The following is a 17,243-nucleotide window of genomic DNA, read 5'->3' as shown; positions in this document are numbered from 1 at the left end:
TGTTAGAATGATGCGTTTAGGCCGATCAGAATCGTCCGGGTTTTTGGATAGAAGTTGTTCGCATCTATCCCCGGCGCAATGCCCCCCTGATTCACTTCAGGGTCGATTCCTTTGTAGCTGGTGATAACAAACGCATTGTTCACGGAAGCGTAGAGCCGAATGGTTTTTACATATTGGCCCAGGTTTTTGAAATTGTAACCCAACGTGGCATTGTCCAAACGAACATAACTACCGTCTTCGATAAAGCGGCTCGAGTATTTATAGGAGTTTACATCCGTTGCCGATTCATTCGCTACATCGACCAGAATATTGGTGAATTGAGCCGTACTGGGCCGGAACAGATCGGCACGGGTGGCATTGAAAATCTTATTCCCGAATACTCCTCTGAAAAATACGTTGAAGTCAAGATTACCATAACGCAACGTATTCGTCCAGCCCACCAACAGTTTAGGCTGCGGACTGCCCATGTACTTATAATCGGTGCCAATAACCGGCGTGGTGGTCAGATTACCATTGTGGTCAACGTACTGCGAAACCCCTTTGTCATTTTTACCCGCATATTGCAGCGTAAAGAATTGACCCAGTGGCATACCCGCTTTCAAAATCTGCAACGTACTGCCCGTCTGGCCAGCACCTTCGGGTTGCGTTATCCGAACCGAGTCACCACCAACAAACAGTGGGTTCGTTAAGCTATTGATCTTGTTGGTATTGTGCGCCAGATTTAAGCCCGTTGTCCAGGTAAATTTCCCTCTCTGAACTGGGGTTGCGCTCAGGCTCACCTCAATACCTTTGTTACTCATGTTGCCGCCATTAGCAATAATGCTTCCCACAGGCACCAGAATGGGGTCAACCCGGTACGAGTAAATCATACCCGTTGTCTCTTTGTTGTACCATTCTACCGTACCGCTCAGTTTGCCTTTCAGGACCGTAAAATCAATCCCGATATTGGTGGTGGCTGTTTTCTCCCATTGCAAATTGGGGTTAGCCGCCTGCGTAGGCCCGTACGCTGCCGTTTGCACACCGTTGTAATAGTACGTACCGAGGCTACCCGAAATGAACTGTGCGGTATAGGCATTGAAACCCGACGAGTTACCGGTTACGCCATAACTAGCGCGTACCTTCAGGTCGTTGAACAACTTCTGGTTCTGCATGAAATCTTCCTGATTCACACGCCAGGCGATACTACCGGCGGGGAAATAACCCCACTGATTGTTCGTCCCAAACACCGAGCTTCCATCGCGACGAACCGATCCCTGAAGGAGGTATTTGTCTTTGTAGTTGTAGTTCAAACGAGCGAAATCGGAGATCAGTTTTGTTTCCTGATAAATTCCGTCAGCACCAAAATTGATGCGGTACGACGATACAGCGTAGGGGTTACTCAACGCGAAATTGCTGTAACCAATATTATCGACCGGGAAGTTGGTACTCGACGTCTGGAAACCATCGCCCGAAATTGACCCCTGATACGAATACCCTAACACGGCATTAATCGTATGATCGCCAAAGCTTTTGTCCCAGGTAAGAAAGGTTTCCAGCACTTTCCGCGTCGTCTGATACGTATTCCGAAGTGCCGAACCATTGGTACCGAAGTTCAGAATGCTGTGTACGGACGGTGGATCGGGGTTATTATAGAAATTCGCGCTGTTGTATTGAGTATAATAACTATCGTAGGATTCGCCATGTAGCGAGGTGTTGTTCTGATACGACAGGTTCATGTCGTACGAAAGACCAAATGGGAGAACCACATGTGTATTGAACGACCCAACCAGGTTGTTGTATTTGGTATTATCCTTGGCATGATTGATCATAGCCACCGGGTTGAAGTAGCCCGTATTCTGAAAATTCTCAAAATAGGTACCATCCGTATTGGTAATTGGCGAAACCGGTAAGTGATTGATCATCTGCAACAATACGTTGTTGCGCAAGGGAGTATTGTTGGCGTTGCTGTTTGAGTTGGTGACGTTCAGACTAAACTTCACTTTGTCATTTAAGGCATATTGTTCGACCGCTAAGCGGGCAATAACCCGGCTCAGCGAGCTACCCTGCAAAATACCCTGTTTATCCAGGTAGTTGATGCTTGCGCTATAATTGCTATGCTCCGAGCCGCCACTAATCGATAGGTTATGGTTTTGCGAGATAGCCGAATTTTTCTCGACAGCCTGTTGCCAGTTTGTGTTAGCGCCTTTATCATCATTGGGCGAAAACGACTGGCCGTTTTTCGACAGAAAGTCCCGCAGTTGGGTAGCATCCATCATGTTCAATTTGCTGGACACTTTTTCGATACCCATATAGCCACTGTAGCTTACCTGCATCTGGCCTTTTTTACCCCGCTTGGTGGTTACCATAATTACGCCATTGGCGGCACGGTTCCCGTAAATAGCGGTGGCTGCGGCATCTTTCAGTACGTCGATGGACGCAATATCGTCGGGGGCAATGATCGAAATATCGGCACCCGGTACGCCGTCAATCACATAGAAAGGGCCCTGTGAGCTGTTGATGGTGGACGCGCCCCGCAGCACAACGGCCGATGGCGTATTCGGGTCGCCACTGGCCGAAATGTTCAGCCCTGGTACTTTACCCTGTAACAATTGACCCACATCGCTGATGGCCCCTCGGTTCAGTTCTTCTGGTTTGATGGTGCTGATAGCCGTCGTGAGGTTTTTGCGGGATTGTGTACCATAACCCACTACCACAACTTCGCTTAGCTGCTTATTATCAACCGCTAACGTTACATCAACCGAACTCCGACTACCAATCAAAGCCTCTTGACTGGCGTAGCCGATAAAAGAAAATATCAGGGTTGCACTCGACGTATTGTATTGATCGGGAATCGACAGTTTGAATTTCCCTTCGCCATCCGTCACGGTACCCAGACGAGTGTCTTTCAACACCACGCTAACGCCGGGTAAGCCCGATCCATTAGCACCATCCAGCACACGTCCTGAAACAGTGCGGTCGGCAACGGCTTTACCTAACTGACCCGAAGCGAGTTGGTCAGGATTACCACCCGCGTCTGTGCTTCCTGACGATGGATTTTTGAACAAGGCAATCTGTTTGCCTGAAACCTCGTAACTGATGCGTAACGGTGTTAGTAACTCGCTCAGGAAATCTTTCAGCGTAACAGACCGGGCACTTAGGGTCAATCGTTGTTCAGCCTGAATCTCTTTAGGATTGTAAATAAACCGAACATGTGTGTTTCGTTCCAGCAGCGCCAGTGTACTTTTCAGATTTGTACTACCGGCTTTAATCAGCACATGCTGATCGAGAAGCTCCTGCCCACGGGCACTATGGGCCCAGGTGGTACTCATAAATATACCAGCGATCAGAAGTTGAATTACCGATAGCTTCATGAGTCGAATGAAGAATGGGGACTTGGAATAGAGTTTATCCATGAGTTAAACGGGTATTTACTCACGGATAGCAAGTCGATTAGGTAGATACTGTCTTATTTGTAATTATTTTGATAAATATTTTTCAGTATCTACTTAACCTGGTCAAATATACCTACTTATTGTCACATCCGGCACTATGGATGATGATCTGCCCATCAACAATTTCGTAGGTCGCGCGGGAAATTCGGCAGATCAGATTGAGCTTATCAAATAGTGACTCGTCGGCGAGATTAGCCGTGATAAAACAATTTTTAACCGTCACTGGGTCATACAAAACGGGTAGACCATACGTCTTTTCCAGTTGATTAAACACCCTATCGATTGGGGCTTCTTCAAAAACATAGTCGCGGCTTTCAATCTTCTGAAGAACAATTGGTTGCGCAACGATGGACTTTACCAACCGATCTTCTTTTTCAATAAAATCTACCTGCTGATTAGCCGTTAGCACCACTCCTACCGATTCGTTTTGCTGCAAGCGCCGAGCCGCCCGAATATCTTTTCGGGTGTAAACCGACACCCGCCCTGAACGCACTTCTACCTTGGCATTGTTACCTTCTGTTTTTACCATGAACGAAGTCCCCAGCACCTGGGTCGAAATTTGGTCGGCATGCACCCAGAATGGCTGTTTTGGGTTTTTAGTGATCTTAAAAAAGGCCTGCCCGGATAGGTATACTTCGCGGAGTTTAGGCAAAAACTGTTTTGGATAGCGCAATTTACTGTGCGTATAAAGCGTAACAACGCTTCCGTCCTGAAGTGTAATATCTTGTGGTTCAGCCTTATTATTTTCTACTTCGCTATAGTTAGCGGCCAATACAGGGCTAATTTCGGCCAGTTTATCAACTCTTGACGATCCGGGCTGGTGCACTAAAAACAAATAACCAAGCCCAAGAACAACCAGAATCGACGCAGCTATCCGTAGCATGGGGCTCGTCCAGAGCGGCCGTATGCGTTGCTTATCCTGCTGAATAATATCCTCGGTAAGGTTGGCTAACTCATCCTCGGGAAGGGCTGTATTTTTTTCCTCAAGTGCATACAGAAAAGCTCTGGCCAACTGTACTTTTCCAGATGCTTCGGGGTGGGCCGCTAACCAATCGGCCCAAAGTGCTTCGCTCTGCGGGTCCCTTAGAATAACCCACCGTCGAAACAGTTCATCCTGTGTAAAGTCTTCGACACTATATTTCTGATAATCGGGGTTCATCGTGTGCTAGAGAAAGTCTCAATTCGTATTAGATAATAGTAGATGGCCAAATTGAGGCTTAGATACTTGTTTTTAGGCAGAGATTAAAAAGAAGAGTGACTGAGAATATTGGCCAGCAGGATCAAACCAGCCCAGTTTTCCCGGAAATTTTTAAAAGCTGACTGTAGCAGGTTCGATATAGACTGTGGATTAACCCCCATGATGGCCGCAATTTCGTCGCGCTCGAGATTTTGGTAGTAGCGCAGGTATATTACCTCCCGTTGCCGTTTAGGCAGTTTATTAAGTGAGTCGGCAATACGATGCGTGGTTTCGGCTACGCTCTCCTGCTCGATCAACAACCATTCCGGCGAAAACTCAACAAAAGTCAACTCGTTTTCCAGATCGATAGATGCATCGTCCCGCATGATATGCTGGCGATATCCTTCCCGAAGCACTCGTTTCCGAACGCAACTGAGCAGATAAGCCCGAACGCTATCAGGCGTACTGACCCGGTCTCGCCGATTCCAGATTTCGATAAACACTTCCTGAACACAGTCTTTCACAAAATCTTCATCCCGAACAAACTTACAGCCATAGTTTTGCAGTGGATTGAAGTAGTTGGCCAGTAGCTTACCAAAGGCCAGCTCACTCCCATTTTTTAGCTGCTCCCAAAGCTGAATATCGGTCTGTATTGAATTTGATGTAGGACGTATAGCCATGTTGTACTACGGGAATTCGGCTGTAGAAGTTGACTAAAGAAATTTATTACTGTTTTATAGAGTAGCTTTATTAGTAGAGGCAACTTACGCGAATGCAAAACAGGCACTTCCTCAATAAACGGGAAAGTGCCTGATAATTGTGTTAGATCTGAAAACCTGAGTAGGCCATTGCATGGCCTATTCCTGCGATTCTTCGACTTTTGGGGCTTCTTCGACAACCTCAGTGGCGGTTTCAATTGGCCGAATACTGACCGAATTCATACCACTGATTTTGACCCGATATTCCCAGTCTTTCTGGATTTTATTTCCAAAATACTCCTTCAGGGAAGGATGAGAAAAGCTGGCTCCGTGCTTAGATGTTTTCTTCCGTTCAATGGAGCAATGGACTCGTTGATCATTCGGAAGAGTTACTACGACAATTTTACCATGCTCGCCAAAATACGAATCAACGCTAGCGGGTACGTTCACAACCCCCTGTTTATGAGCGGCTGATTGAGCGGTAATCGTGAAAGCGGGTTGACTCGGTAGTTTGTTCGGTTGACTGTCTGTAGACATGAGAATTTCTTATAGTGAAACACAAAGGTATATAATAATAAAATCAGTAATTTATCGAGCGGGCTAGAATTATAAATTAGGCAGATTTTCGGCTCATTTTTTCCAGGCTCCCAGCAACCGCCGGATGATAATTATTTCTCCTACATGATAGGCAGTATGATCGCCAATGAGCAGGGCTTCGCGAAGCAGATTCTGTCCATCACCATGGGCAAAGGGGGCGTATAAATCACGTTGAGAGTCGTTTAGTAGCTCAATAAAGGCCGCAAGGTCTGCCCGAATCTGATCCAGTGCCTGTTGCCAGACGTCTTCATTTGGGGGCGCAATTTCTTTTGTCCAGTACCCATCCGGCCAGGCAGGAGATTGGTGATCAGGATCGCGGGAAAATTCGAGAATGTCCCATTGGACAATCCGTATATGATCTACTATTTGCCAGATGCTATACGGAAGATTATCGGGTTTTACTCCTCGCAGTTCGACAGGTAACCCCTTAACGGCATTATCGAACGACTGATGGGCATTGCTACCGGTAAGGAAACTGATTAATTGCTTCCGAACGGCGGAGTTAATGTCTGTACTGGTTTGATTGGATTGAGTCATAACGATAGTAGTCTGATCTGCGTTTTCGTTCCGCTACTTATTTATGAACTAAACCCACGGGTGGATGTTCAGGCAGAATTCGACTAATGCTTTGGCAAAATAGAGTTTTACGGGGCGACATCAGCCGTCCGACGCCCGTGCGATTGGCGCTTATTTGCGCTTCGTTGCCAGTTGCCTTTTTCGGGTTGTGGACGCAACACATGCACATCGAACAAGGCATAGGGCCGGGCAAGGTATTCCCGAACAAGCGTCTTCAGCGAATAACCATCAGGTACATCCTGCGCAGCAAAAGCAATGGCTTCCATACCCTCATGATTACCAATATAGAGGGCGCGGGCATTGTGAAAATTCTGGGATATGATCGTAATCTTTTCCTGATTGAATTCGTCCTTGCAACGCACAACCGAATCGAACGTTCGATAGCCCGCATAATCGAGCTGCATCACCGAGGCTGGAACGCCCAGACGGACCAAAGCTCGCTGCATATCGGCGGGTTCATTGTAGTACTCTGAATCGTTGTTGCCGCTCAGGATCAGGTATTTTACTTTACCTTCTTTCCAGAGCCGGGCAGTGGCTTCCATCCGGTAGCGAAAAAACAGGTTTTCTTTCCCTGTTCGAACAAACTTACTGGTGCCCAGTACTAACCCGTAATCATTGGCGGGCAGCTCATTGATGTCAAAATAAATCTGGTCTTTGGTATTGTATACAATCCACCAGTTGCTGATCAGGACAACGATGGCTCCTGCAAACATCAGCACAATTATGAGCTTAATGACACGCTTGACAATACGAACTCCAGCCGCTTCGTGGTGCCTTTCGTCGCTGTAGTCAGTAGCCAAAGTCGTGTTCATTAGTAATTACTAAAATGAGGGTTTTCAATTACACCAATCACGTTGCCAAAGGGATCGCGCACGGCGGAAACTTTAATACCCTCTCCTACATCCTGAATATCCGAGTGTAGCGTAGCGCCCAGGCTAACTAAATTCTGAACACTCACCCCAATATCCGAAACGCCCCAATAGGTTAACGTGCTTCCTTCCACAATCTGTGCATTCGGATCGAGCCCCAGTTCAAAGCCACCGATGTTAAAGCCAACATAGAACGGCTGGTCGAAATAGGGCTCAACGCCAAACGCTTTCGTGTACCATTCTTTTGTTTCGCTAAGGTTAGGCGCGGCATAAATTACTGTTCGCAAGCCTAAAAACGTTGTATCGGCCATCGGGTTATCGCTAGTCGGACTATAGTTTTGGTTTATGGTATTCGGGTAGCCCAAATACCATAAACCTATTACTCTAAATTACGAAAAAAGACCTAGTTGAATAGGTTCTGATTCTTTTTCTTCTGCCTCGATCGTACTGACCGTATCGGCTATTGACGTCGCTTTTACAGCCTCTTTAACAATCTTAGGAGCCAGTAGTTTAACGTCTTTCACTCGGGCAAATGGCAACTTATTGCCCAATGCCTTCCAACCGCGTACGTCAATAAATCCTTCAGGTTCCAGAATCATGGTTTCCATCGGGCCTCGGTCTTTTACCTGATGAATGACCTCGATACGCGGATAACGATCTGTTGTAACAGCCAGTGCTTTCGATCCTTTTGTATCGCCGATAAAGCTAAACTTCTTGTCTAAGGTCGTCGTTTCAACTTTAAATCGCTTTACATACCAGGCCTTCTGGTTAGCTTCGTAATACACCACCGACAGCACCATTTCCGGGTCAAACTTTATCAGCGTAGTGATGTCGTTGGGTTCGTACCGATTGGTCAGATCAAAGCTCGTCAGTTCATATTGGCCGTCTTTATAAACGACCAGAATGCTGTCTTTCGCATCAAAATTCCCTAAAAGCCGACCACGCTCATCGCGGTTAAGCCGACCCAGGTGTTCGTCGTACCAGATGTCGAGGCCGCCGAGGGTGGATACACCACCCGTTTTCTGCGTAATTTTCCGAACCGGGTACTTTGTCAGGATATTACCCTGCGCCGAACGGTTTTTAATGCCAACGGATGCGAAATCATAATCGAACTGCTTGATTTTGGCGGAACTCTGAGCCGTCAGGTTAACCGTAATCACTTCGGCCTCTCCGTTATCGTTAGCGCTAAAATACGTTAGCTTCGATTTCGGATTGCCCATCGTCAGGTCATATTCCCGATCGCGGGTAACCCCAGTCACTGGGAAGCGTTTCACCATCGAAATCCCGGACTTCCCGTCTAAATAGATCAGGTTATAAATCCGGCGCTCGTCGTTTTTCTTGAATACCGAAACGTACAGAATATCCTTGCCGACAAACACTTTATCCTGAACTTTGGTCACCATACACTTACCATCACGCCGAAACACGATGATGTCGTCGATATCGGAACAATCGCTGACGTATTCTTCTTTTTTCAACCCATAGCCAATAAAGCCACCTTCGCGGTCAACATACAGCTTCTGGTTGGCAGCCGCTACCACATTGGCAGCAATGGTATTAAAGGCTCTGATTTCGGTTTTACGCTCACGCCCTTTGCCATACTTTTTCTGTAAGTCTTTGTAGTAATTGATGGCATAGCGCGTGATATTGGCCAGATTATCTTCTGTTTCGGCTAGTTCCTGCTCCAGTCGACGCATTAGCTCCTCCGCCTTGAAGCCATCATATTTGGAAATCCGTTTGATTTTGATCTCCGTCAGGCGAATGAGATCATCCTCCGTAATGGTCCGATAGAATTGTTTCTTGAACGGCTTAAGCGCTTTATCAATCGCTTCAAGTACCGCTTCAAACGTTTCGCACTCCTCAATTTTCCGGTAAATCCGATTCTCGATAAATATCTTTTCGAGCGAGCTGTACAACAGACGCTCCATCAACTCACTCCGACGAATCTCCAGTTCCCGTTGTAGCAACTGGACCGTTTGGTGGGTGTTGACCCGCAGGATATCCGTTACGCTAACGAAATGGGGTTTATCGCCAATGATGACGCAGGCATTGGGTGAAATGCTGACTTCACAATCTGTAAAGGCATAGAGCGCGTCAATCGTTACATCGGGCGAAACGCCAGGCTGCAAGTGAACCAAAATCTCTACGTCCCTGGCGGTATTGTCAACCACTGCGGCCACATTCCGACTGGGTGCCTTAATCCGTATTTTCCCTAGCTCGGCCGCCTTCACAATTGAGTCGATCAATTGTGGGGTCGTAACGCCAAAGGGCACATCCCGAATCGCCAGGGTTTTCTTATCAACCTCTTCAATTTTGGCTCGCACCCGAACTTTACCACCCCGATGCCCATCGTTGTAATTACTGACATCAATGTGGCCTCCGGTCTGAAAATCGGGAAAGAGCGATACGGGCTTATCTTTCAGAATCTGAATAGAAGCCTCAATCAGCTCATTGAAATTATGGGGTAGAATTTTGGTCGAAAGTCCAACGGCGATCCCTTCTACACCCTGCGCCAGCAACAGAGGGAATTTTACGGGCAAGGTAATCGGCTCCCGTTTACGCCCATCATACGACAATTGCCACTCAGTGGTTTTATCGTTGTAGATGGCATCGAGCGCAAACTTCGAAAGCCGAACTTCAATATACCGTGGCGCAGCGGCTCCGTCGCCTGTACGCACATCTCCCCAGCTACCCTGGGTATCGAAAAGAAGCTCTTTTTGCCCGATATTGACGAGAGCTTCTCCAATAGAGGCATCACCGTGAGGGTGAAATTGCATCGTCTGCCCAATTACGTTGGCCACTTTGTTAAAGCGGCCGTCATCCATTTCTTTCAGGGCATGCAGAATTCGGCGCTGAACGGGTTTCAAGCCATCCTCAACAGCAGGTACGGCCCGTTCGAGAATAACGTAGGATGCGTAATCGAGAAAATAATTTTCATACAATCCTGACACGACGGTTTGAGCATGCAGGACTTCATTAATAGGGTCAGCAGGTTGTTCCTCCAATGCAAGGGCATTAGTCAGCTCAGTTCCATCGGCTAATGGAAACTCGTCAGGTTGCTGGCTATCGTCCTCGATCGGCTGTTCATTTTCTTCGTTTATCATTGACTTGCTTCAGGAACTATTCCAGTGGATAAGTACGGAGACTAAGCGAACGTTTGGTGTCGCGTTCGACTCCTTAAATATACAAAAAAAAGTTGAAAAACGGGCGTATTAGCCATTAAAAGGCTAGTTCCAGAAAATTAAGCGTATGTTATATCTCAATAGCCACGCTTTAACTCTACTTCATTCTCGACCGCTTCGCCAGCCTGAAAACAGGCTAAATTCCGAAGAAATTGATCGACTTTACCGCCGTCTTCATTCGGCTGTCCGCCACCGGTATGTTGCGTAAGGAGTACATTGGACAACGACCAAAGTGGATTATCGGCAGGCAACGGTTCAATAGCTGTTACGTCCAGAACAGCCCCGCCAAGGTGTCCCGATTGCAACGCTCTGATCAGCGCTGGTTCGTCGGTCGTGCTACCACGCCCAACGTTAGCGTATATACTTCCGGGTTGCATAGCGTCGATTAGCTCGGCAGTGTAAAAACCCGTTGCCGTACCGGGCAAGCAATTCACGACAATATCGATTTTAGGAAGAAGCGCTTTGAGTTCGTCGGCCGAATGCAAATCAGCGTGCAGATCGGTGCGGGCCAACATGTAAATTTCACAGTTGAATCCCGCTAACATCTGCCGCACCGCCTGACCAATAGTGCCCGTACCCAGAATGACCACTCGTTTTTTCCACAACAAATTCGTTCGGGAGCGAATAGGGGCCCCTACCCACTCAGAACGACTTTGTAGAATGGCCAATTCGGGAATAGCTCGGTAGAGTGACAGAATACCTGCTACCATCGTTTCGGCGCAGGGAAGGGCAAAGTAATCACCCATATTGGCAATCGTTGCGTCCAGTTGAACGGACTTATACCCATCAAAACCGGCTGAATCCAGTTGCCAGAATTTCAGATTAGGAAGCGATTCGGCAAACCAGGCTGCGGGTGGGTTTCCTAAAACAAAGTTGGCCGTTTGGAAGGCCGACTGTTGTTCAGATTGAGGTAAGTCAGCCCGAAATACAACTGTGATATCAGGTGGAATTTGTTCTTTAAGTTTTGCTTTAAGTGTATCGTCGAGTGCTGGATTAACAAAAAGTTGCATACCGTTAGTAGTTTTTAAACGCAAAGAACGCAAGGTTCACGCAAAGTGCACAAAGAAGTTGGCGTCTTGTGTTCTTTGCGTTTTACCCTGCGCTCTTCGCTGGTTATCCGATGGAGTAACTAAATCCTTATTTTCCGCCTTTCAATTGTCCCAGCAACCAGGTAGTCATTTTTTCGGTTTGCTCCGGATACGTCCAGTGACCTGTATCGAGGACTACATCCAGCATTTTGGGGCCAGGAATCACGTTGTAAGCGGCATACATAGAAGTTGGTGGGCAGGTTTCGTCATTGAAGCCCCAGGAGTAATAACCCGGCACATTCACTAGTCTGGCGAAATTCACCACGTCGTAATAGCCCGTCGTTTTAATTCTATCCGGTTTGTTGTTGTACGCCAGGTTATCGCCAGTAAACATATGAGGCCATCCTCCAGCACGACCGCTGAGATAACCCGTAACATCGGCCAGAGCGGGATAATAAGCGCCTAACCACTTGATCCGCGAATCCAGACCAGCCGTCACAATGCTAAGGGCTCCGCCCTGACTACCACCCGTAACAGCCAGATTTTGCCCATCATACTGGGGCATACTCACCAGAAAATCGACCGCCCGGACACACCCCAAATAAACGCGCTTGTAGTAATAACGATCCCGGTCGTCGAGGTTAGCAAATGGATAGCCGTTGAGTGCACCCCGGCTAAGATTATCATACACAATAGGGTCCATCGTGACCGGAACACCATGAATACCCACTTCGAGTGTGATGAAGCCTTTTTCAGCTTCGGCGATCATCCCGTTGTACGGGCGAACACCAGCCCCAGGTACCCGTAAAATAGCAGGGTATTTACCTTCTTTTTTTGGTACGCACAAAATCCCATAGAATCGAGAATTGTTGATGTTTTGTAGATTGAGCTGGTAAACGTTCGTCAGTTCGGTGCATCGTTCGGGGAGAAGCGTCATGCGAACGTCCATAGGAATTTTGGCCAGATCGGCCTTAGCCTGATCCCAGAATGCCTTAAAATCGGCAGGATTCGCTACGGTTGGCTTAATGGTTAATGGTTCGAAACCAGCCGTTGTCAGTCCTCGATACTCCTTACCATCCAGTTCGACGGTAGCGATGCAACGAAGGAAACCTCCCTTTTTCATTGTCCCTCCTTCCAGTGCTAACGTCCCATCTTTCAGGGTGACTGTTTCTTTTTTGGTGGGCTCCATCTTTTCCGGCCCAATTTCATAACGGAGTTTAGCGCCTTTCAAGAGTACATTACTCTTATAAACCGACACGTTGAATTTAACGGGTTCGCCGGTTTTATAGAGCCAATCGGCATGATCGGGCGTCACAATCACCTTAACGAGCCGCTCAACAGGCTGAGCCAACGCGTTTGTAAACCAAATGAGTAATAAACTGGGAAGCAGCAGTTTTTTCATGGAATGTAGCACGAGGATTTGTTCTATCATTCACAGAAAGCACTTCCAGCCCCAATTATAACCGGAAAAAGATCAATCTATTCGGGCCGGAGTTCGATAGGCCTGACGAACCGGTTGCATATTCACGATACAACGAACAAGCAACGTCAGCGGAAATAAAACATCGAAGCCTCCTGGTATTTTCGAGAAAAGTATACCCAGTAGGATCAGCAGGGCTGTCAGACTAAAATAAATGGTCCGACGGCGTGCGGTAGCAGTTGAACTGGTAGCCCAGAAAATCAGAGGCAAGTGGAAAGGCATCAGATAGAGCAGCGTCGGATTCCAGCCGGTCACACCATCATCTCTAATCAGCCAAAGTACTAGTAAAAACCAGCCGAGAAAGCCGACAATGCCAAATAGGAGTCGATCGAACCAGCCATCTACTTTACCAGCCACTTTATAGCGACGAATGGTAAACAGGGCCACCAGAACACCCAGGATCGCAAATACAACGTCGGGATCGAACAGGATCGAAACTTGCTGACGAAACGTATGCTGGGGTTCAAATATCGTTTGCGTACCACTCACTAACGGAACAATCTGTCCATTCGCCTGCCGAAGTGTGGAATGAGCGAACTGATCAAATAGCTGCTCGGGAAGGTACATCGCGCGCCAGCCATCCGTTTGCTCATCAGACGGATGCCCAATAGCCAGATTCATACCCAACTGATACCAGGGCATTTCTCCCAAATAATCGTTCATCAGATCGCGGTACGACTTACCCGTCATGCGCGAACGCGACGGAATCGTCAGGCTATCTCCACACGCCTGAACAATCATGTCGCGAGGGCGGGTAGAACAGTTATCGTAATAAAACTTGTACCGATACTCTCTGTTTTGAGGGAGATAATTCTCCTCCAGAGCCGTCAACAACCGTTGGCGTTGGGTGGGCGATAGGTTTAGCACCTGCTCGCGAACACTTCGGTTTGTTTGCTGATAGTAATACAGAACCTGGTAAATGTTATGAACCGTCAGGTTATAGGGAAGCGTACCCCGCAAAAATTTTATGATGAAATAGTCGGCCCGATAATCAAATCCACCAAAGCTATAATCCTTATCGAGACCAAGCATTGGATCGGTAAAACGTATTTCGGTATGCCCAAAAACCGACGAAATATCGTCTGCGCCAGGCCCATAGGTAATCAGACTGACACGAGCAGCCGGAGAAAGCGTTTGGGCAAATGATAAATGATGAACGAAGAATGATGCAGATACGATAAGCATCAGCAGAAATGACCATTTTCGACTTTTATGCTGAGTAGCCCTGAGCCCCGAGCCCCGAGCCCCATACCCACTACTCATCTTCTTCTTCATCAACATCATTGTCGTACACTCGTTTAGCCTTGCCTCGGCTTGGCTCTTTCCCCTGGACACAGATAACCAGTTCACCTTTGATTGTTTTTTGGGCAAAATACGTAATAAGTTCGGACAATGGGCCGCGCCGATTTTCTTCAAACAGCTTAGTGAGTTCACGCGAAACACTGGCTGGTCGATCGGGGCCAAACACCTCCGCAAATTGTTGAAGGGTTTTCAGAAGTCGGTGGGGCGACTCATAAAAAACCATCGTACGCTCCTCCCCCGCCAGCTCGGTCAGGCGCGTTTGTCGTCCTTTTTTGTGCGGCAGAAACCCCTCGAATGTAAATCGATCATTGGGTAAACCAGAATTTACCAAAGCGGGTACAAAAGCAGTTGGGCCGGGTAGGCACTCAACCGAAATATCATTTTTGATACACTCGCGCACGAGCAAAAAGCCAGGATCTGAAATTCCGGGCGTGCCCGCATCCGACACCAACGCGAGGGTTTTCCCTTCTTTTAGTTGACCAATTAACCGCTGTACGGTCTGGTGTTCATTAAAAATATGGTAGCTATGAAGCGGCTTGCTAATGTTCAGATGACGGAGTAAAACGCCCGATGTCCGGGTATCTTCGGCCAGGATTGCATCAACACTCTGTAACGTTTTAATCGCCCGCAGTGTGATATCGTCAAGATTGCCGATTGGTGTCGGCACGAGGTACAATTTCATGCCGCAAGATAGTTTATGGTTTTGGGTTTACAGTTGGGGGTTTGTAGTTCGAGGTTTGTAGTTTGTAGTCGTCCGACGCGAAAGCAGCTGTACGTCAGCTAACTACAAACCTCGAACTTCAAACCTCAAACTTGAAAACTATATCTTATCAATAGCAGCAGCCAGTTTACGATCCTTATCGGTTACAGTGTTTCCGGCATCGTGGGTTGATAGCCTGATTGTGACCTGGTTATACACATTCGACCACCAGGGATGATGGTCCATTTTTTCGGCGATCAGAGCCACACGAGTCATAAAAGCAAAGGCTTCGCTAAAATCAGTGAACTGAAAATCGCGGGTGAGTTGGTTATCTTTTTCCTGCCACATGGGAATAGGCGTTTACGGGTTTGTTTGACTTTAGAACCGCTGATAGAAGGCGAGTGTTTTCTATATATAAATCCCTTATCTGTAGAGCAGGCCTTCTCAATCTAACAAGGCGTAGCTAAGTCAGGTCAACTAAAAAACACTGATCCCAACAGAATCAGTGTTTAAATACTCCTTTTTCCAGCCGCAATTATCGGCTTGCTACAAAGTATGCCTATTTTAAGAATGGCTATAACTTATTGACTAGACGGTGTACTGTTCGTATCATTTATGGCTCATACCACCAAAAAGGGCCTGATAAATTTGAGCAGAAATCAGGTCGACCAGGTAGCATTATCAACCGTTTAGTAAGCCTACCCCCTTAATGATGTTTTAATCTTGAAGTGACTAAAAGTTAATCTATTAGTCAACATAGAAACTTAACTTTTCATTGCGTTCCTAATGCGACTAGCTTTAGCGGTAGTAATTTTCATAGTCAGCACATTCATTAGCAGCTGTACCGAAACCAGCAAGTCTCATTCCGAAACGTCGGCAGCCGTTAAACCTACGTCAATACAGCGAAATGGACAGTCTTATCAACTGTTACGCTTTGGAAAACCCTACTTTATTAAAGGCGCTGGGGGCGTCAGCCATTTAGCCCAATTAAAAGCCTGCGGAGGCAACTCAATTCGCATATGGGATGACCTGGAAGCTGAATCTATCTTAGATCAATCTCAGAAGTTAGGGCTGACCGTATTTTTTGGCTTATGGGTAGAGCGCGAGCTGGAAGGCTTCGACTACGATGATCAGACAGCCGTTGACCGACAATTTGAACGCATTCGTAAAATCGTTTTGAAATACCGGAACCATCCTGCTTTATTGATGTGGTGTGTTGGCAACGAGTGGGCGATGGAAGCAAGCAATTTCCGGGTATACGATGAAGTCAATCGACTTGCCACCTTAGTTCACGAGCTTGACCCTAATCATCCGGTTGCTACCGTCATTTCGCCTGATAGTGAACGAGCCATCTGGCTTGTTCAGGAACGGTGCCCAGCTCTTGATGTGCTGGCCGTTAACTCCTATGCATTGACCGAGAAGTTACCCCAGTTCTTAAAAAAAGGCGGTTGGGATAAACCCTATCTCATTTCTGAATATGGTGCCCAGGCTTATTGGGAAACGCCTGTTGCTCCCTGGAAAGCGCCACTCGAGCCAACTAGTCAGCAGAAATATGACTATGTAAATACGTTTTATCGGCAGTATATCGGATCTCAGCCGCCTAATTGCCTTGGTTCCTACTTGTTCTATTGGGGCTTTAAACAGGAAGAAACACATACCTGGTTTAACGTTTTTGACGATAAAGGTCGCTCAACTTCGCTGGTAGAATTGATGCAACTGCTCTGGTCCGGAAAACAGACAATGAATAAGGCGCCAGTCATTCAACCTTTACAAATCGATGGCAAGGCTTTGACTTACCAATCGTATACAGCCTCCTTGATACCGCATCAGGCACAACTATTGACAAACGATCCAGAAGGTGATTCTTTAACATACTACTGGGAAATCAAACGGCGCGCTCAGTTTTCGGCCGATTATGCAGGAACGCCAATGCCCGCCTTAAAGGGCTTGATAGCTACTCCCGAACGATCGTCCATTTCGTTTCAATTACCGGATAAACCAGGGGCTTATAGGTTATTTGCCTATGTGTACGATACACACAAGCATGTTTCTTCGGCCAATTTTTCCTTTGAAGTAAAACCAGCCAATTCGGCAAAATAATAAACAGCCATAAGTCAGGTCCGGAATTTCTAATGCAAAATTGTATCAGAAATTAAATCATTTTTGATTACCTCTTTTTACACTATTTACTTGAATCAAATTT

14 protein-coding genes are annotated in these 17,243 nt (G+C 47.0%); 1 reads left to right on the top strand and 13 read right to left on the bottom strand.

Translation table 11 applies throughout. From position 1 onward, the window contains the following. Positions 1-2: 2 nt before the first annotated feature. The 13 genes from H3H32_RS11610 to H3H32_RS11550 all read right to left on the bottom strand — a co-directional run bounded on the left by H3H32_RS11610 (position 3) and on the right by H3H32_RS11550 (position 15,388). On the bottom strand, positions 3-3,392 hold the full coding sequence (locus tag H3H32_RS11610; protein WP_240543753.1) for a TonB-dependent receptor: 3,390 nt from the start codon (positions 3,390-3,392) through the stop codon (positions 3-5). Between the two features lie 112 nt (positions 3,393-3,504). Further along, complete coding sequence (locus H3H32_RS11605) at positions 3,505-4,590, bottom strand: FecR family protein (protein ID WP_182462861.1); 1,086 nt, start codon at positions 4,588-4,590, stop codon at positions 3,505-3,507. An 83-nt stretch (positions 4,591-4,673) separates the two neighbouring features. Next, entirely contained in the window at positions 4,674-5,288 is a 615-nt protein-coding gene (locus H3H32_RS11600; RefSeq protein ID WP_182462860.1) for an RNA polymerase sigma factor, read from the bottom strand. A 177-nt stretch (positions 5,289-5,465) separates the two neighbouring features. Beyond that, the gene (locus H3H32_RS11595; RefSeq protein WP_182462859.1) at positions 5,466-5,843 is read right to left on the bottom strand and encodes a hypothetical protein; all 378 of its coding nucleotides are present in this window, start codon (positions 5,841-5,843) and stop codon (positions 5,466-5,468) included. Positions 5,844-5,936: 93 nt separating this feature from the next. Then, positions 5,937-6,440, bottom strand: coding sequence for a DinB family protein (locus tag H3H32_RS11590; RefSeq protein ID WP_182462858.1), 504 nt, complete (start codon positions 6,438-6,440; stop codon positions 5,937-5,939). A 107-nt stretch (positions 6,441-6,547) separates the two neighbouring features. Beyond that, the gene (locus H3H32_RS11585; RefSeq protein ID WP_182462857.1) at positions 6,548-7,291 is read right to left on the bottom strand and encodes a SanA/YdcF family protein; all 744 of its coding nucleotides are present in this window, start codon (positions 7,289-7,291) and stop codon (positions 6,548-6,550) included. Then, entirely contained in the window at positions 7,291-7,659 is a 369-nt protein-coding gene (locus H3H32_RS11580) for a VOC family protein (RefSeq protein ID WP_182462856.1), read from the bottom strand. The genes H3H32_RS11585 and H3H32_RS11580 overlap by 1 nt, the downstream gene beginning before the upstream one ends. A 78-nt stretch (positions 7,660-7,737) precedes the next feature. Then, positions 7,738-10,452, bottom strand: a complete 2,715-nt coding sequence (locus tag H3H32_RS11575) for a DNA gyrase/topoisomerase IV subunit A (RefSeq protein ID WP_182462855.1) — start codon at positions 10,450-10,452, stop codon at positions 7,738-7,740. A gap of 155 nt (positions 10,453-10,607) precedes the next feature. Continuing rightward, the gene (locus H3H32_RS11570) at positions 10,608-11,540 is read right to left on the bottom strand and encodes a D-2-hydroxyacid dehydrogenase (RefSeq protein WP_182462854.1); all 933 of its coding nucleotides are present in this window, start codon (positions 11,538-11,540) and stop codon (positions 10,608-10,610) included. 127 nt (positions 11,541-11,667) lie between these two features. After that, positions 11,668-12,960 (bottom strand): acetylxylan esterase, encoded by a 1,293-nt coding sequence (locus H3H32_RS11565; RefSeq protein ID WP_182462853.1) that lies wholly within the window; start codon positions 12,958-12,960, stop codon positions 11,668-11,670. A gap of 72 nt (positions 12,961-13,032) precedes the next feature. Further along, positions 13,033-14,313 carry a lipoprotein N-acyltransferase Lnb domain-containing protein gene (locus H3H32_RS11560; RefSeq protein WP_309547153.1) on the bottom strand — a complete coding sequence of 427 codons (1,281 nt, stop codon included), beginning with the start codon at positions 14,311-14,313 and terminating at the stop codon, positions 13,033-13,035. Then, the gene (rsmI, locus tag H3H32_RS11555) at positions 14,294-15,022 is read right to left on the bottom strand and encodes a 16S rRNA (cytidine(1402)-2'-O)-methyltransferase (protein WP_182462852.1); all 729 of its coding nucleotides are present in this window, start codon (positions 15,020-15,022) and stop codon (positions 14,294-14,296) included. The genes H3H32_RS11560 and rsmI overlap by 20 nt, the downstream gene beginning before the upstream one ends. A 138-nt stretch (positions 15,023-15,160) precedes the next feature. Continuing rightward, positions 15,161-15,388, bottom strand: coding sequence for a 4a-hydroxytetrahydrobiopterin dehydratase (locus H3H32_RS11550; protein WP_182462851.1), 228 nt, complete (start codon positions 15,386-15,388; stop codon positions 15,161-15,163). Positions 15,389-15,826: 438 nt separating this feature from the next. Here H3H32_RS11550 and H3H32_RS11545 point away from each other — a divergent pair, with 438 nt between their 5' ends. Then, positions 15,827-17,140, top strand: coding sequence for a glycoside hydrolase family 2 TIM barrel-domain containing protein (locus H3H32_RS11545; RefSeq protein ID WP_182462850.1), 1,314 nt, complete (start codon positions 15,827-15,829; stop codon positions 17,138-17,140). The last annotated feature ends 103 nt before the right edge of the window (positions 17,141-17,243 follow it).

It is taken from the genome of Spirosoma foliorum (genome assembly GCF_014117325.1).
GTDB lineage: Bacteria > Bacteroidota > Bacteroidia > Cytophagales > Spirosomataceae > Spirosoma > Spirosoma foliorum.
The sequence above is the reverse complement of the archived record's forward strand: the minus strand, read 5'-3'. Positions and strand labels throughout refer to the sequence as shown.

Coding starts and splice junctions, on each gene's coding strand:
- H3H32_RS11610 (WP_240543753.1), bottom strand. CDS start 3,392: ATGGATAAACTCTATTCCAAGTCCCCATTCTTCATTCGACTCATGAAG.
- H3H32_RS11605 (WP_182462861.1), bottom strand. CDS start 4,590: ATGAACCCCGATTATCAGAAATATAGTGTCGAAGACTTTACACAGGAT.
- H3H32_RS11600 (WP_182462860.1), bottom strand. CDS start 5,288: ATGGCTATACGTCCTACATCAAATTCAATACAGACCGATATTCAGCTT.
- H3H32_RS11595 (WP_182462859.1), bottom strand. CDS start 5,843: ATGTCTACAGACAGTCAACCGAACAAACTACCGAGTCAACCCGCTTTC.
- H3H32_RS11590 (WP_182462858.1), bottom strand. CDS start 6,440: ATGACTCAATCCAATCAAACCAGTACAGACATTAACTCCGCCGTTCGG.
- H3H32_RS11585 (WP_182462857.1), bottom strand. CDS start 7,291: ATGAACACGACTTTGGCTACTGACTACAGCGACGAAAGGCACCACGAA.
- H3H32_RS11580 (WP_182462856.1), bottom strand. CDS start 7,659: ATGGCCGATACAACGTTTTTAGGCTTGCGAACAGTAATTTATGCCGCG.
- H3H32_RS11575 (WP_182462855.1), bottom strand. CDS start 10,452: ATGATAAACGAAGAAAATGAACAGCCGATCGAGGACGATAGCCAGCAA.
- H3H32_RS11570 (WP_182462854.1), bottom strand. CDS start 11,540: ATGCAACTTTTTGTTAATCCAGCACTCGACGATACACTTAAAGCAAAA.
- H3H32_RS11565 (WP_182462853.1), bottom strand. CDS start 12,960: ATGAAAAAACTGCTGCTTCCCAGTTTATTACTCATTTGGTTTACAAAC.
- H3H32_RS11560 (WP_309547153.1), bottom strand. CDS start 14,313: ATGAAGAAGAAGATGAGTAGTGGGTATGGGGCTCGGGGCTCGGGGCTC.
- rsmI (WP_182462852.1), bottom strand. CDS start 15,022: ATGAAATTGTACCTCGTGCCGACACCAATCGGCAATCTTGACGATATC.
- H3H32_RS11550 (WP_182462851.1), bottom strand. CDS start 15,388: ATGTGGCAGGAAAAAGATAACCAACTCACCCGCGATTTTCAGTTCACT.
- H3H32_RS11545 (WP_182462850.1), top strand. CDS start 15,827: ATGCGACTAGCTTTAGCGGTAGTAATTTTCATAGTCAGCACATTCATT.